Below are 16890 nucleotides of genomic sequence, written 5' to 3' on the forward strand. Positions count from 1 at the left end.
ACAGTGAGAAACCAATGAAAACGGACCGAAACGAGCGAAGCTCGCCCCGAGAGAAGAAGGCAAAATAATATGACGGCCAGTCCCGAAGCGACCACCACGCCATCCGAAACGCAAATCAATGCAGATCGCTACCAAAAACTGGCAGAAAGCGTCCTCGCGGGCGAGCCAATTTCTCGCCAAGACGCTCTCTCCATCTTAACCGCCCCGGACGTCGACGTTCTGCCGATTCTGGCAGCAGGCTATCAAATACGTCACCGCTACTTCGGTCGCTCGGTTCAATTGTACTTTTTGATGAACGCCAAAAGCGGTCTTTGCCCCGAGGATTGCCACTATTGCAGCCAATCGAAGATCTCCACAGCCCCGATCCCCAAATACAACATCCTGAAGCGGGACGATTTGATGAAGGCCGCCGAAATTGCGGCCAACCAAGGTGCGAAGACCTATTGCCTTGTCATCTCGGCACGCGGACCGAACGAACGTGAAATGTCGGCCGTCGAAACGATCGTGCCTGAAATCAAGGAAAAGTACGGACTCGATATCTGTGCCTGCCTGGGACTGCTCAACCGCGAGCAAGCCGACCGCTTGAAGGCGTGCGGTGTCGATCGAGTCAACCATAACTTGAACACCAGCGAAGAACATTACGCCGATATCTGTACCACCCATACCTACGCCGACCGTGTCCAAACGCTCCGCAACGTTCGCGATGCAGGCATGGAAATGTGTAGCGGCGGGATTATCGGAATGGGAGAATCCCCCGAGGACGTCGTCTCGATGGCGTTTGATCTTCGCGACCTTGGGGTCCACTCGATCCCGCTCAACTTCCTCAACGCAATCGAAGGCACCCCGCTGCAAGGCAACATGGATCTGAATGCGAACCAGTGCTTAAAAGCCCTGGCGATGTTCCGGTTTGTGAACCCCGACCGTGAATTGCGAATTTCGGGCGGCCGCGAATTGCACCTTCGGTCGCTTCAACCAATGGGGTTGTACGTCGCCAACAGCATGTTTGTCGGCGACTACCTCACGACCAAGGGGCAAGCCCCGCAAGCCGATTACGACATGATCACGGACCTCGGCTTCGAAGTCACTCAGAACGTCGAGCCAGCAACCTCGTAACGAGCGACGATGCTCGTTCCCATTGCAGGAGCGGGCCAATCTTTAAAAACAGGCCAAGCTTCAAAACAGGCCAAGCTTCAAAACAGGCCGCCAACGTCGCTCGGATCTCCGAGCCGTTGGCGTATGGTGGCGGAACAAAAACAATCTGAAATGATTGTCCGTTGATCGTTTCAAGCTCAACTGTTTTAGCAGCCCAGCCCGGGCGCCCACTGGAAAAGCGGGTCACCCTTTCTGCGAAGCGTTATTTCACGACGCCTTCGGTTTTGCCTTTCCAATCGTCGGTGCGAAACGGCGTTAACGCCAACCCTTCGGCGCTTTGCACGTTACAGACCGGGTTGTTGGCCCAGGCATAGCGAACCGAAACGGGATTCTCAATTCCGTCGGCCCACACCTCGATCGTTTCTTTATCAACGATCTTGGCCTTGGCGAAGACGAACTTTTGGTCGGCACCGGCAATGCTAAAACCGATTGCATTGTTGACGTCAAACGTATCCAGCCCGCCACCCACATGATCAAACTTTAGCGTCACGCGGTCGCCCTTGACCTGCATCCCTTCGGGCGTGCCTCGATAAGTCGGACTTTGGTGGGCGATTTTGTAGCCGTAGTCTTTGGCCAAAGCCCATCGCGCCAACCGAGTCCCCACGCCTTGTTTGTTCTTGGGATGAATGTCGTTCGCTTCGCCGAGATTCAAGATCACCGCTTCGCCGGTGTTTGGCAAACGCGACATGGTCATCGTTTGTGCTTCACGTAGTTCCGCCCATTCGCTATCGACGGGGGCATCGACTTCGTTTTTGTAATCCGCAAGCTGAACCCAATAGAATGGAAAATCGCCCTGCTTCCATTCATCACGCCAGCTTTGAATCATCAGCGGAAACAGGTCACGATACTGGTACGCACGGCCTGCGTTGGATTCCCCTTGGTACCAAATCGCCCCTCGGATTGTGTAGCCGATCGTTGGCTTGAGCACGCCGTTATAAATATTCGCGGGGCGTTGATTACCGGTAAGCGGGTTTCGGGGTGCTCGCGGAGCGTTGCCTTTCTTTTCTTTTGCCCATTCCGCGTGAAGCTCCTTCCACTTAGCCACTGCGGCTTCGTGGTTATGGTTCGCCGCGAGATAGTCCCATCTGCCAAGCAATTCGGCGTAGTTTCCGTCTTCCTCTAACACCTTACGTTCGATCCACGCTTCCGCCGCCGAACCGCCCCACGCGTTGTCGATCAAGCCGATGGGAATGTCGAGCGTTTGATTGAGTTGACGTCCAAAGAAGTAACCCACCGCCGAAAAATTTCTGACCGATTCCGGGGTACACGCCGTCCATTGGCCATTGAAATCCTTTTGTGGTTCCTGGACCCCGACTTGCGGCACTGAAATCAAACGGATGTTCGGATAGTTGGCGGCGAGTGATTCGAGGTCCGCATCGTTGGAACTCGCAACCGCCATCCCCATGTTGGATTGTCCCGAGCAAACCCAGACTTCGCCAATCAACACATCGCGAAACGTTTTTGATTGATCCGCCGAGATCGTCATTTCATGCGGTCCCCCGGCCGGCAAGGCATCAATGCTAAGATCGAATCGTCCCGACGCATCCGCCTTTGTCGATGCGGAATGCCCAGCCAATTCAGCCGAAACCTCTTGTCCAGCGACGGTCCATCCCCATACGTGGATTGGCTGATCACGCTGAAGCACCATCGAATCACCAAAGATCGAAGACATCTTCAGCTCAGCGCTGGCCGACGACGCGACCAACATTAACGCCAGTAGTGAAAGGAAACGAAAACGCATGGGGACAACTCTCTGGGGTTCAAAGGTGGGAGACAAAGCAAAATTTCTGACTCCAAAATGATAACGCAAACTCCGCGACGCGTGGAAAAAAGGAGAACGTTTACCGTGGACTGCAAAAAAGGGGTGATGACGTTGGGTTTGGGGGGGGACTGTGCTTCCGCCAACCAAGTCCGCTCTCACCCGGCTCCCGAACTTGTCGGGGGAGAAGTCACTGAAAAGCAACGCCCCCTGAGGCACGCGATCTAAGACACGCCCTCTAAGGCACGGCAAGCCCAATGAATCAGTCGCCCATGCCTATCCCCGCCCGCAAAAATTGGCATCACCGCGTCCATCAATGCGCCGAAAAGCCCGCTGCCCACAAAGCCTCCTACCCCCCCCTCGCAAGGATCGTGCTGATCGGACACCTGCAGCGCACGGGCCCCACCCCGAGTTTAGCCCCACCCGAGCTCGAAACGTTTCGCTCGATGATCGACGAGGCGGTACTGATTTGACGGTGATCGAAGTCAAACAATCGGGTCCCGGACCCGCCAACCGCCAACGGGAGATACAAACCAAGGCTCAAAACGGCGTTGGCTGTGGAAGACATGTTTGCAGTCGCGGCCCTTAAAGTGACTCGACGCTGCAAAGATTAGTTTGGATGCGCGAGCACCCAGATCTGGACCAACTCAGCTACCGATTGGACATTCAACTTCTTCAAGATCGACGAGCGTCGTTTTTCAATCGTGCGCAGTCCACAATCCAATCGCGAGGCGATGACCTTATTGGCCAACCCTTCGACAAGCAACTTTGCGACATCCAACTCTTTTTCGTCCAACGTCGCCACCAATCGCTTTGCATCGTCAAGCTGCGTGTCCTTGCGGAGATTCTCTTGCTCCAACCGAACCGCTTCTTCAATCCCCTTGCGCAATTCTGCCCGACCACACGGTTTCTCGATCAACGTGATCGCTCCACCGCGAATCGCTCGTACCGTCGATGGCACGTCGGCAAAACCTGTGACCATCACAATGGGAATCGTGATCGACATTTCACGCAATAGCTCAATCAATTCCACGCCATTCATGCCGGGCATCTTTTTGTCCGTCACCACGCACGCAGGACGTTGGCCGTTGTACTTTGAAATGAATTCTTCAGCCGACTCGTATGACGCGACGGGCAAGTTCATCGAATTCGCTAATTCCACAACCACTTGGCGACATTCCTTGTCATCATCGACAACATGAATCGTAGGCAGTTGCATGAAAATAGCTTCACAAAGTGGAGTGCGAAATAGCATTGGAGAATCGACAACCATCTCCGATGAAGATAGATCATACTGCATTTTGAAAGTTTCCGTCAAACTTACCAAACCAATTCTTCCCCAACCTCGATACTTCCCACGCTGAGAACGCTCCGCCAACAACGTCGAACGTGCATCACCACTCGAGCACGACAAGAACCAAAAAACCCCTCCGCGGCGGGGCTCCGCTCTATTGCAAGATCAAACGCGACGTGGACGGCCCCGCTTGCCCATCGCCTCTCTCTCGCAGTCAATAATCTTCCGCTGGCGTGCTTCCCGAGCATCGCACGGTTTGGCTGTGGCAAACCACCAAGCGATCGCGGCACCACACTACACACCGTCCCTATCCGGTATGCCTCGAAGACGATGGGACACTTTTTCCATGTTCGATTCGGTGGTCGTTAATGTCGCGTGTTACCCCAATCTCTCGGCGCCGAAGCGGCGAAAAAAAACGACGACCACATGGTCGTCAACTGCAAGCCTTCGAGCCAAGCAATTCCTGTATCCCGCTCCCACACTTTCGCCCAAATCAAGGACGCCATCAACACAAAGGTAAACGCCGGATAATAGCGCCGCATTCGGATTGGGATCTGGAAGCAGGCAAGTTCCTGGGGGAACGCGGGTGTTTCCGGAGCGCGCTAACCGACACCGTTGAAGATCTCAGAACGGTAGGGACACCCTAAACTACAATCACTCGCATCGGATCCAAGCGGTGGTGCATTGAGCAAACCAGAACACTCGGGGTGGAGGCAGGGACGAGAAACCGTGACTGAGAATTTGATGGCAGAGCAGAATGAATCTGGCGTAATCGCGATGCTCGTGCGGAGAGGGCTAAAGTCCCAAAGGAAGATACCGAGGTATCTTCCTTTGGGAATCCCATCATGATTCCAACCAAGCTGTTGCCCACTACAATCGCAAGACGTCGTCGAATGCGATGTAGAAACTTGTGAAATCAAACGGGTTTGTACTTCAGCACATTTTGAAGAACTGGTTCTTCATTGCAAGTGACCAAGATCGAGTCTGTCAGATTGCCCCAATCTGACAAACCTTACTCCAAAGAACCTCACTCCAGCTTGCCTCTCTCTTCCAAAACATTTGCAGCGTGCCCCGCGTGCAAAGAAGGAGAATTTTGGAAATGAAAGAGAGCTGAGATAAGTATTCGCAATCACTGCGGCCAAGGAGGAACTGAAAATGAAACACCCTCACTTGATTACTTAGAGTATCGGACATATCCAAGCACCGTGAGTGTCGGAATTGAATGTTTGCGGTAAGCCGCAGACGTCCCGAAACTCCCTTCTCCACAGCTTCCAGCGTTATAGGAAATAATATTATGATTTACGAACCCTGTCGGATGCCCCGAGCTTTCAATGTGATTGGCGGGATCGATTTCAATCGACTCGCGACCATGGTAGAACGATAGGCCCCAATTGCCTTCGTTTTGAGATGTCATTTCAGCGTACGCCTCGCACCTCATCTTTGATTCGCATGGCAAACGACAAGGAGCCCCAGAGTGTCCGAGCGCGAAACCGAAGCTTCCGATATCCTCCTTCGATTCTTTTATGAACGTGAGTTCGAACACGCTAACGATGCGGTGGTCGTCTTACAAATCAGCTCGCCGCTAAACGTGGTTGCTGCGAACCGCAGTGCCTGCGAACTCCTCGAGTGGCCTTCGCATTATCGCACCTCCGCGTTTGCTGAAGAGATTCTCGCGATCACGGGACTCGACTCGGATGTCAACCATTGGACGCGGTCCGCGCAAGACGAACTGAGCCCGGTCCCCAGTGCCCCCAAACAAATTGAGCTTGGGTCGGTTCAATGGACTCCGTTTCAAAACGGTCGCGATTTATTCGCGATGATTGTCATCAAGCCAAACCTCATTGCGGTGGCGACCGAGGGTGCATCCCGACTCGCTTCGGATGCCTCGTTGGCCCAAGCGACCAACTCGATGGCCGTGGCCCATTGGATTAAGACCTTTATTCATGAGATCTGCCAACCGCTTCATGTAAACCAATCCATGGCAGACATCATTGAACTCGAAGCGGAGAAAAACCTGCTCGACGCGACGTCTCTCCAACCGCGACTCGAGCGCATGCAATCCGCCGGGAAACAACTTCGCGAGTGTCTATCCAATTTCCGAAAACAAATTCACTTAATCGAACCCGAGTTCACTGGCCTCAACATCCACAAACTTTTGCATCGCACCGCAGCGAGCTTTCCTCATTCGAGCCAAAGTCAACTTCGTCTTGCGATCGATCTAGCGGAACCTTTTGGTGAGATCCACGGCAACGAAGCGTTACTTGAGAACGCGATCCTAACCAGCCTTGAGTTATTGCGTGCGGCGACGGTCCGCGATCCATCCCCTCAGCCGTCCCCGGCCACAATGAACGTAACCGTGCACGACGAACAAATCCAGATTGAGCTGATGACCGAGGCGACAACCACGTTGGCGTTCATCGAAGAACCGTTGCTAGAGCAACCTCATCCGCGACTCCTGCCTGCTGCGAAATGGAGTGTGTGCGATTCGATCGTTCAACTGCATCACGGTGAACTTCGCCGTGTCACCGTCAATCAATCCGATCGGATCCAAATTCAATTGCCCGTCGCTACAACAAAAACGCTGACGCCGAACTCGCGCGTCTCATTGCACCGAGCATGGTAGACGGCAACGCTTGGGGGTTGCCCATTGTCGCGACGACAGCGAAAACGGCCGCAGGACTAACCAACGATGTTGACGAGATGAAGCCGCACGCGGAAGACGCTTGAAGTCGCCTCAGCGGAAGTCACCTCAGCGATCGCAACGTCCTCTCATCGACTGCGCCGCATCGCAAATCAGACGCCATCGTTCCACCGATTGATAATGAGTTTCATTAACCGGAAATGGGACGTTTGCCGGCTTCTTTATGAATCGTTTCGCAACAAGCCGTTTCTCGCTTGTCATGCCATGGACGCGCCGATAGAGTCCCAATAGAGGCGTACGGAGATCGGCCAGCGAGTTGGATCCCCCGAGTACGCGTCTCACCTTGCTTGAACAACCCCCTACAGTGGAAGATGCTTTCGCGTTTTCCGCTTATAACAACTCACTCATTAGGATATCGATCATGAATAGCGATGCCGTCATTACTCAGCTCAACGAAATCCTCAAGCATGAATGGACCGGAGTAGCTCAGTATTCGCAAGCGTCCTTTATTATCGAAGGGCCTTGGCGAGAGGTTTACTCGGCAAAGTTTGAAGAAGACGCCGAAGAGTCGTTCAATCACGCCAAGCTCATTGGCAACAAGATTGTTTCGCTCGGAGGCGTTCCCGTTGCCCAACGCAATGAGATCAAGCAAACACGCGATCTAAGAGAGATGCTCGAAAACGCACTTGCGTTTGAGTCCAAGGCGGTCGAGATGTACGAAAAGGCCCTCGAATTGGCCGAAGGCACCCGCTCGCTGGTCGTCTTCCTCGAAGACATCCTCGTGCAAGAACAAGAAGGCGTGGACGAGTACTCCAAACTCCTTCGCGAAAGCTCAACCGCGCAAGCCGAATTGTCGGCTCGCAAATCAGGTTGATCTCTAAGCCCTCTTCGTCGCTGAGGCAAAGGAGAGGATCGATTGACCGCTCGCTTCGGAGTCGGTGGGGTGGATGTCGTGCAGCGTTTGGCTGCACCCCCGAGCCAGCGGTAGCCCTAAAACGTTCTTCAGCCCGCTAAACTCCGCGCGTGTTAATTCGAGCGATTGCTGAGTAAACCAACCGACATTAGACGAAAACGTTTCCGTTCTCAGCTCAAACGGCTTGGCATGTCGCTCGCGAAGCACCAGCAGCACACGATGTCCATCGGACGAATCGACGACGCCGAGAATCTGTTCAGTGAAGGGCATTGGGCTCTCAAGTGATGGAACTTCCGGGCTTCACTCCTGTGCCCAGTGCCCTCCTATTCTGCACTGAATTGTAGTCGCGTCAATCCGTTATTGAGAACCGCTTGCAATAACGAGTCGACACAGGCCCAACCCTCACCCATTCAATGGGCCAACCCAATAAGCAAACGAGCTATCCCCCCACCCCAAAACACTGGCATTGCGTACAGTACCCATGTCGTAATAAGGAGCCCGCTTCACTCAATGCGCCCAATGCTCAGTTAGAGCAATGCTCAGTTAGAGCGATGCTCAGTTCGAGCGTCGTGTCGTGTCCAGCGGGATGGCCACCTGGGCGGGATCATCCTGGTCGAAGGCAAGCACCGCCGTATCACCGAAAGCGTCGTATCACCAAAAGAGTCGTTATCGCGAACGATAAGCTTGCTCTGAAAGATTGTTTGCCCCGAAAGACTCGGGGCCAGATGTTCAACGCCCAGGTCGCTTTAACGCGGTTGATTAATCTTTGCTCGCCGGATTGGCGGCATCATCAGCGACTTCCGCGGGCGTGGGTACCACTTCGACATCGGAATCAAGCTCTTTTGCTGGAGTCGGTTCCAACTTCGGGGCAGCCTTGGTCTGCGTCTCCGCATCGGGCTGCGAGTCCGCTTTAGGGGCCACGCTCGGCTCGTCCGACTCCGTAACCGTAGCGGGTTCACCGCTGACCACTCCCGGCGGTGCAACCGAGATCACCGTTGATCCGTCCTCCAGAACCATGCCTGGGCGAAGATCAGCGGAGGAGGGATCGACACGTCCCGCCGCGTAAGGCGAAACGGCACGAGGTTGATGTTGAAACTCACTGCTATAGCCTGGAACGCCATAGGGCGACTCAATCGCCCCGTCGTACCGGTAGGAAGTTCCGTATGAATCAACCGGAACCTCGCCATAAACCGGATCCGGTGTGTAGCTCAAGCTAGGTTGAGTGAAATAGTCGGGAGCGAAACCACGATACGTCGTAGAGTAGCTCGAGGAGGGATAACGATAGGTATCGATCCCATAATCGATGCCACCGTAACCGAGACTGCCGTACCCGAAGCCACCGTAACCGTAGGGATAACCGCCCCCGATGGAGAGACTAAAGCCGCGGCCGGAATAGACATTGCTGCCATAGAATCCCCCGCCGTAATGGCCTCCGCCGTGATACACGTGCCCCGAGTGCCCATGACCCGAGTGCCCATGACCCGAGTGCCCGTGCCCCGAATGCCCGTGCCCCGAATGCCCATGACCCGAATGCCCGTGCCCCGAGTGCCCGTGACCCGAGTGCCCGTGACCTGAATGCCCGCCGCCATGACGTTGAGCCCACAGCGGCGCTGCAGCTAGCACCCCTACGGCAACGGTCGTGGCAAGAACAATGCGACGAAAATGAAACAGCAACATGGACCCCAACTCCTTCGCGAATAACGCGGTACAACATCAGGCGTGCCGACGGCGTTATCGTTTCGCCTCGGTGCATCATCTCGCGCACCAACCGAATCGCCGTCAATCATGCACAGCCTACCTTCTCTATCCTAGATCCCTGGTAGGGTTTGGCAAATGATTTAGCCCGCAAACGTCGAACAAGCCGCTCAAACGCTCAAACGGAGGGGCATATTGATTGCACACCACCCCATGGCTAGCCGCCGCGGATCACGCTTCCGTCTTTGCAGCCTTGTAGACGGCTGCGGAATCGACGTAGTGCTGCGCCGTTTCGATCAATCGCTGACGTTGTTCGGGCGTCACATCGGCGATGACCTTCGCAGGCACCCCCACGGCCAATTTACCTGGTGGAATGACCGCTCCTTCGGTGACAACCGCCCCGGCAGCGACGATCGCACCGGCCCCGATCTTCGCTCGGCTGAGCACGACCGCGCGAATCCCGATCAACGCGCCGTCTTCGACCGTAGCACCATGCACGACCGCGGAATGCCCCACCGTCACGTCATCGCCAATTTGGCAGGGCGCATCGTGATCGGTGTGCAACAGCGACAAATCTTGAATGTTGGTTCGCTTGCCGATACGCACGAACTCGGTATCCCCTCGCACGACCGATCCGAACCACACACTTGAGGATTCGCCGATCGTAACATCCCCACAAATGGTGACGTTGTCCGCGACAAACGCAGAGGGATCAATTTTTTCAGGACGAAAAACAGGATCGATTTGACGTTCCGACATAACCTCGCTGCATCCTTAATGAATTCCGCATCCTGGAATGCGGCGTCGAAAACTTGCCAGGCGTTTCGTGGCGACCCGACTTAGCTCAAAAATTCGCGTTCGACGAACTTCGTGTCGTGGCGACCTTCGAGAAACTCAGGGTGCTGCAGCACTTTGTCGTGGAACGAAGTGGTCGTGCAGATCCCTTCGACCTGCATTTCTCGCAGCGCCCGCCGCATCGTCGCGATCGCTTCGGCACGGGTCGGTCGATGAATGATCAATTTGCCAATCATCGAATCGTAATGCGGTGGCACGGTGTAACCGGCGTAGACATGGGAATCGAACCGCACTCCCATCCCCCCTGGGACAAACATCTTCTCTATCCGTCCCGGATTGGGCTGGAAGTTCTTGTCGGGATCTTCGGCGTTGATCCGACATTCAATCGCAGCACCTTGGCACTTCACGTCCTCTTGTCGGAACGAAAGCTTTTCGCCAGCGGCAACACGAATTTGTTCCTTGATCAAATCGATCCCAGTGATCATCTCGGTCACAGGATGCTCGACTTGAATCCGTGCATTGACTTCGATGAAGTAGAAATTGTTATCGGTGTCAACGATAAACTCGACTGTTGCGGCATTGGTGTATTCCGCACCACGAATCATCCGCACCGCCGCTTCACAGATTTCGATTCGTCGATCTTCGGGAAGACTTGGACTCGGTGCTTCTTCGATCAACTTTTGGTGACGTCGTTGCACGCTGCAATCACGCTCGAACAAATGGCAAACATTGCCATGCGAGTCGGCAATCACTTGAACTTCGACGTGACGTGGCGAACCGACATACCGTTCAAGGTAAACGCCGCCATTCCCGAATGCCGCTTCGGCTTCGGTACGTGCTTGCGACAATGCCGTCGACAACGATTGCTCGTCCACGGCGACTCGCATCCCTTTGCCACCACCACCGGCGGTCGCTTTGATCAAAACAGGGAAGCCGATTTTTTTGGCGATCTCGACCGCATCCGCGTCATTGTCGATCAAGCCATCACTGCCTGGAACGACCGGAACCTTGTTCGCGATCGCCATCGAGCGAGCGGTGTTCTTGTCGCCAAGCTTTTCCATCGCTTGAGGGCTTGGCCCGATGAACTCAAATCCGCTGGAGCGACAGACTTCGTTAAAGTGGGCATTCTCGGCAAGGAAGCCATAGCCGGGATGAATCGCATCCACGCCAGCCACTTCCGCCGCAGCGATGATTTGATCGATTTTCAAATAGCTATCGCTGCTGCGTGGTTTGCCCACACAATAAGCTTCATCGGCCAATTTGACGTGCATGGAGTCAACGTCGGCTTGGCTGTACACCGCCACCGAACCAATACCCATTTCACGGCAAGCACGAATCACGCGCAACGCGATCTCGCCACGATTGGCAATCAGGATTTTTTTAATCACAGAGTGTGTCTACGTTGGATGTTAAGCGCTGGGATCGATACGAAACATGGGCTTACCGAAGTCAACCGGTTGTTGATCGTTGGCAAGAATCTCGACAACCGTTCCACTGCATTCTGCCGGAATTTCGTTGAAGACCTTCATGGCTTCGACGATACAGACGATGGTGTCTTCGGTGACCCGTTGCCCGACTTTGACGAACGGCTCCGATTCAGGATTCGCACGTGAATAAAACGTGCCGATCATGGGCGCATCGATCGTAATCGTGTTCGCATGGGGATCCGCCGCTGCCGGAGCCGGAGCGGATGCAGAGCCAGCCGCCACGGGGGCTGGCGCCGCTGTGGGCACGTAGACTGGTGCTGCAGAGCCACGGTTAAGCTTGATTTTCTCATCGCCTTGCTGGAGATCAACCTCCGACAATTCGTGCTCTTCCATCAACGCTACGATCATGCGAAGTCGCTCGATATCGAAAATATCGGGCCCTGGCTTTCCGCCTTTACTCATACTGGACTCACCGTCAGAAAGATTGACGTTCATGTAAATTTTAGGAAGCGGAAGTTTTACAGCACCAAGCGACAATCATCGAGTCCCTTTGCTAGGGTAGTGAGCACTTCGCAACCAGAATTAGTCACAAGCACATCATCTTCGATGCGAATGCCAAACTCGTTACCGATATACACCCCGGGTTCGACGGTCACTATCATACCCGCAGCAAGCACATCTTCACAATTCGACGACATTCGTGGCGATTCATGGATTTGCAGCCCGATTCCGTGGCCGAGACTGTGATTGAACTTTGCGCCGAGCCCCGCCTTTTGGATCACATCACGGGCGACCAGATCCACCTTGTTGGCCTGCACGCCAGGCCGAATTGCGGCAATCGCGGCTAATTGAGCCGCTAAAACGGTTTCATAAGCTCGCTCAAACTCGCTAGAAATTTTTCCGCTCCAGAGGGTGCGGGTGATATCACTTGCGTAACCGCGATAGTTTGCCCCCCAATCGATCAAAATCGTTCCCGACTTCGGCAGAAAAATTTCCGCAGGCTGATAATGCGGCAGAGCGCCGGCGGCATCAAACGCAACAATCGGTTTGAAACTCGCCGAGTCGGCGCCCAAGAAACGCATTTTGGCTTCTAATTCATGAGCGATCGCGCGCTCGGTCCACTTCGGCGATAACATCGGCAATATCGCTTGGAAACTGCGTTGGGCAATCGAAACCGCTTCACGGGTCGTCTGAATTTCACTCTCGTCCTTGATCATTCGCTGTTTCTCAACCACTCCCGCAGTTTCAACCCAGGTGATCTCGGGACACTTCGCGGCCAACGCTCGGTATTGAGCCAGCGAAACAACGGACGATTCAATCCCAATGCGTCGATATTGCGAATCGGACAGCACTTGTTGCAGCAAATCCAACATCAATTGGCTCGGCGGGCGAATCACCGGCGACAACGAAGGGCACTCGCTGGCAATTTGAATTTCATAGCGACCATCGCTCAGAATCGTCGTTTCGCTCGGGGCGACCAGCAAATAACTGCTGTCGCCGGTAAATCCCGAAAGGTAGCGAACATTGATTTCATCGATCACCAACATCGCATCGATCTCGAGCGACGAAAGTGATTGCTGTAGCGTGTCGAGTCGTTGAGCCATGATTTAATCGTGATGCGGGTGTGCTTTGGGGTCGTAATCTTGGTGCGATTGATTCACGTGCACATGAATCTGGGGGTAGTTTGCGTAGAGCCAACGCCACCCCGATGCGGTCACCGCAGAATTATCTAAATACAGCGATTCAAGATAGGGCAACGAGGCCAACGACTTCAGCCCCTCGTTGGTCACGGCGATATCGATCAAATGAATCCCGCGCAGCGATTGGATCTTGGCGATTTCTCGACAAACTTCGTTACCTAGCTTGGGTGAGGCGATTCTCAGTTGTCGCAATTCGGGAATCGCCCTGAGCATCCCCACGCCCTTGGACGTGCATGCGGCATGGGGCAAATTGACGTACCACAGCGATTTGCACTCCGCCAACGTTGCCATCCCTTGGTCCGTAATCGGCGAATGACGCAATCGCACAAGCTGTAGCTTAGGAAACGTCGTGAATTTAACGATGCCCGCGTCACTGATTTTTCCTTGATCGACAATCACCGTCTCAAGTTCAGCCAACCCTTCGAGTTGAACGAGCATGTCGTCGTCGATTTCAAACGAGTCGATATGCAATGCGGTTTGCGTGCCATTTTCAAGCCCAGCCTTCAGCAGGCTAAAACGCGCTTGGTTCGACAGCGGAGCGGGTTGAACCGAAACCGGAGCTTGCCCCGAATTGGTGAACGCAAAACCCCCGTAGGCTGCCGCCACGGCGACAAGAAGCAGCGTGCTCGCCAACCCGATGCGGCGCCGATTCCACGACTTTTTCGTGACCGCAGCCACTTCGGAAACGCCCGCATCGTCGCTCACCTCAGCGGCGGTAGCGGAGTCGCCCAGCAATTCTTGTTTTGCGTCTTTTTCCATCACCACGTTCTTCATGAGGCCCCCTCTTTTCGAATGGGCCCTTTCGAGGAGGGCCTTTTGAGCAAGGCCCTTGGGGACGGAAAGCTCGCGTCCCGCGATTTTCGCGAGGCGAACTGCGTCCGGTTAGATCCTGGCATCGGGGTGTTACCGAAGTAAAACCCCGATGCACAGAGAAATTTCATCGCCGAGCGACTCAGTGAGACGATTGACCCAGTAACCGTCGCACTCAGACATGGATGCTCCAGCCATCACTTGATGACCTGTGAACGATTCCCGCAAAACGTTCACTTGCGATGAAATTCCTTGTTGTTTGTTTGGTGTTACGACCGCTTTGCGACCGTGGGTGTGGGATTAACACCTAAGGGAGAGGCCTGTCAACGCCGATTCCAAAAACAAACCATTTCGATCCGTTTCACCCCCAAATCGGCCCGCGTCTTCGCTGACGCGACGCAGGCCGAATGATTCCACCCCATCTTCAGCCCCATCGGGCGGGCGAAAGCTCCCGAACTTTCGCCTCGCCTAAAACATTCCCGAGGATGCGATTAGCGGATATCCGTTGCATTCTCGGAAACCGCTTCGCCCACCACTTCGGCAACTTGCTCGGCCGCCTCGGACGCTGCGACCGCTTCGGCACGAACCAACAAGGCTTGGCCAACCGATTCGGCTACGGGTTGCAGCGGGGTTACAGGCCAAATACCCGCGAGCAACTCAACCGCCTGGTCAGTGACTTGATTGCCCGAGGCCACCACCGAACGGAACCGAGAGCCAAGTTGATAACCGAGTTGGTGAGTCGAATCCTGACGGATAACCCGCGACACTTCGAGGGTCAACGTATCCATCTTCCAAACCAACTCGTCCAGCAAACAATCGGCTGAACATTCAATCACCACCTGGCTCGCCTCCGCTTCGTCTAACGCCACGGCGTCGGATGCCGGTTCGGCCGCCACGACGACATCCACGGACTCATCGCCCATCGACCAATCGTCCAGCATCTCATACTCCATCGCCACCGCATCGTAGGGCATGTCGTCCGCTCCCCCATCCTCCGACGCGATCGCTTCGGTCGCGACCTCGGACATCACCTCTTCGCGGGTGGCCGGCTCATCAATCGCCAACGCTTCGGCAATCGCTTCCTCCGCGGAAGCTTCATTCACGACGACTGCTGCGGCAGGCGTTTCATCCGCAACCGCGTCGTCCCCTTCCCGATCGTCCTCCATCGCCACGGCGTGGGAGGGCATTTTATCGGCTGCTTCCTCCTCCAACGCAACGGGTTCCGTCGAGACCTCGAGCATGACCACTTCGTTAGTGGCCGCCTCAGCAAACGCCAACGCCTCATCAAACGCCAACGCTTCGGCAATCGCGTCCTCCGCGGAAGCTTCATTCACGACGACTGCTGCGGCGGGCCCTTCCACGACAACCGCGTCATCCAACGCACTATCATCCTGCATCGCCAAGGCGTGGGAGGGCATTTCATCGGCTGCTTCCTCCTCCAACGCGACGGGTTCCGTCGAGACCTCGAGCATGACCACTTCGTTGGTGGCCGCCTCAGCAAACGCCAACGCCTCGCCAATCGCCTCCTCGCTGGAAGCTTCCTTCACGACGACCGCTTCCGCATGCACTTCCTCCGACGCCACTTCCTCCGTCGCCACTTCCTTCACCGCTACTGCTTCGCCTTCCGCCTCAACTTCGCCTTCCGCCCCAGCTTCGCTTTGCATCTCGACCTCGGACCACATATCGAACTTTTCGACATGGTTGTTGCGTTGGAGAATGCAATAGGGTTTGTAAACCAGCGGAGCGAAGTTCCAAACCGGAATATCGCGTGCTGCCAGATCATACGGCAGATACTCTTCGCTGATCGTCGCGATAATCGCCCCCGATCCGACCACGGGTGACGCGACCGCAAGTTCCTCGACCGCGGCTTCGCTTTCTTCGAAACCGGCTTCTTCGAGCACGAGCTCATTCAGCGAAGAACCGACCGATGAATCGCTCTTGGGAGGGTTGGTCGCCATGGCATTGCTGGTGTCGAGCAAGCCTTCGGCTTCGTGACCGGGAGCGTCCCCATCGATCGGTTCTTCGGTAGCGAGAAAATACATATCGCTACCCATCTCATCGGTTGTCGCGGAATCGGCGAAACAATGATTGTCTGTGGTGTCTACAATCGGTGCTGGCAAAATGCCCTCGTAATGAGTGGCCGTTTCCGCTTCAACTTCGTTACCGCTAGACGCGACTGCGTCATGCGTGCTGCTCTCCTCTGCCCTTAGCTGGAGTCGCGAGATTTCCTCGAGCGAGCTCTGAGCATACGGGGTTACCATTGCGAACGGTTCGATCAATTGTTGGATCGAAATTCCCGCTCGGCGACTGACGCTTTCCGCTACGGCAAACAACGCTGGCATCATCGCACTCTGCTCAGGTGCGTTAGGATGCTTCTCTTCAATCCCGTCTTGCGAAGTAGCGGAAAGCGTCGACGTTCCGACAGGACTCGAATCGTGAGTCCCCCATTCGCACCAGGCTTCGTATTCATCAATGGTCGAGCTCAGCGGCGCGACTTCCTGGGTGGTATCAAGGTCAACGTCCACTGCGTCACTCGCATAGGAGCCTGTGACGGTGATACCGGCAATCAAACATGACAATAGGAAGCGGCGAACACGCTGCGTCAAACAAACTTTCATCGATAAATCCTCATGATAAAATTCTATGAAACCTCGGTGAGCTGCCGACGTCGGAGGTGGTCGGAGACTCTAGATGGGGTCCAGCG

At 55.0% G+C, this 16890-nt stretch carries 13 protein-coding genes; 3 read left to right on the forward strand and 10 right to left on the reverse strand.

Annotated elements, in window-relative coordinates:
* Window positions 1-69: 69 nt before the first annotated feature.
* Window positions 70-1113: a biotin synthase BioB gene (gene bioB / locus Pla52o_RS09135; protein ID WP_146594307.1), complete on the forward strand. Its 1044-nt coding sequence runs from the start codon at window positions 70-72 to the stop codon at window positions 1111-1113.
* A gap of 241 nt (window positions 1114-1354) precedes the next feature.
* Here the strand turns inward: bioB and Pla52o_RS09140 are convergent, their stop codons facing one another.
* On the reverse strand, window positions 1355-2893 hold the full coding sequence (locus Pla52o_RS09140; RefSeq protein ID WP_146594308.1) for a sialate O-acetylesterase: 1539 nt from the start codon (window positions 2891-2893) through the stop codon (window positions 1355-1357).
* Window positions 2894-3521: 628 nt separating this feature from the next.
* Window positions 3522-4130, reverse strand: coding sequence for a response regulator transcription factor (locus Pla52o_RS09145; protein ID WP_197169125.1), 609 nt, complete (start codon window positions 4128-4130; stop codon window positions 3522-3524).
* Window positions 4131-5679: 1549 nt separating this feature from the next.
* On the opposite strand from Pla52o_RS09145, the gene Pla52o_RS09150 reads away from it, so the two are divergent.
* Window positions 5680-6828, forward strand: a complete 1149-nt coding sequence (locus Pla52o_RS09150) for a PAS domain-containing protein (RefSeq protein ID WP_146594310.1) — start codon at window positions 5680-5682, stop codon at window positions 6826-6828.
* Between the two features lie 439 nt (window positions 6829-7267).
* Complete coding sequence (locus Pla52o_RS09155) at window positions 7268-7720, forward strand: ferritin-like domain-containing protein (RefSeq protein WP_146594311.1); 453 nt, start codon at window positions 7268-7270, stop codon at window positions 7718-7720.
* A 3-nt stretch (window positions 7721-7723) separates the two neighbouring features.
* On the opposite strand, the gene Pla52o_RS09160 is transcribed toward Pla52o_RS09155, so the two are convergent.
* The 8 genes from Pla52o_RS09160 to Pla52o_RS09195 all read right to left on the reverse strand — a co-directional run bounded on the left by Pla52o_RS09160 (window position 7724) and on the right by Pla52o_RS09195 (window position 16804).
* Window positions 7724-8029, reverse strand: a complete 306-nt coding sequence (locus Pla52o_RS09160; RefSeq protein WP_146594312.1) for a hypothetical protein — start codon at window positions 8027-8029, stop codon at window positions 7724-7726.
* 489 nt (window positions 8030-8518) lie between these two features.
* Complete coding sequence (locus tag Pla52o_RS09165; RefSeq protein ID WP_146594313.1) at window positions 8519-9436, reverse strand: hypothetical protein; 918 nt, start codon at window positions 9434-9436, stop codon at window positions 8519-8521.
* Window positions 9437-9685: 249 nt separating this feature from the next.
* Window positions 9686-10213, reverse strand: a complete 528-nt coding sequence (locus Pla52o_RS09170) for a gamma carbonic anhydrase family protein (protein ID WP_146594314.1) — start codon at window positions 10211-10213, stop codon at window positions 9686-9688.
* 80 nt (window positions 10214-10293) lie between these two features.
* Window positions 10294-11637, reverse strand: coding sequence for an acetyl-CoA carboxylase biotin carboxylase subunit (gene accC / locus Pla52o_RS09175; protein WP_146594315.1), 1344 nt, complete (start codon window positions 11635-11637; stop codon window positions 10294-10296).
* Between the two features lie 21 nt (window positions 11638-11658).
* Window positions 11659-12138, reverse strand: coding sequence for an acetyl-CoA carboxylase biotin carboxyl carrier protein (gene accB / locus Pla52o_RS09180; protein WP_231612212.1), 480 nt, complete (start codon window positions 12136-12138; stop codon window positions 11659-11661).
* 56 nt (window positions 12139-12194) lie between these two features.
* Window positions 12195-13280, reverse strand: coding sequence for a M24 family metallopeptidase (locus tag Pla52o_RS09185; RefSeq protein ID WP_146594317.1), 1086 nt, complete (start codon window positions 13278-13280; stop codon window positions 12195-12197).
* Window positions 13281-13283: 3 nt separating this feature from the next.
* Window positions 13284-14150: a hypothetical protein gene (locus Pla52o_RS09190; RefSeq protein ID WP_146594318.1), complete on the reverse strand. Its 867-nt coding sequence runs from the start codon at window positions 14148-14150 to the stop codon at window positions 13284-13286.
* A gap of 527 nt (window positions 14151-14677) precedes the next feature.
* On the reverse strand, window positions 14678-16804 hold the full coding sequence (locus Pla52o_RS09195) for a hypothetical protein (RefSeq protein ID WP_146594319.1): 2127 nt from the start codon (window positions 16802-16804) through the stop codon (window positions 14678-14680).
* Between the last annotated feature and the right edge of the window lie 86 nt (window positions 16805-16890).

Source organism: Novipirellula galeiformis (assembly GCF_007860095.1).
Classification (GTDB): domain Bacteria; phylum Planctomycetota; class Planctomycetia; order Pirellulales; family Pirellulaceae; genus Novipirellula; species Novipirellula galeiformis.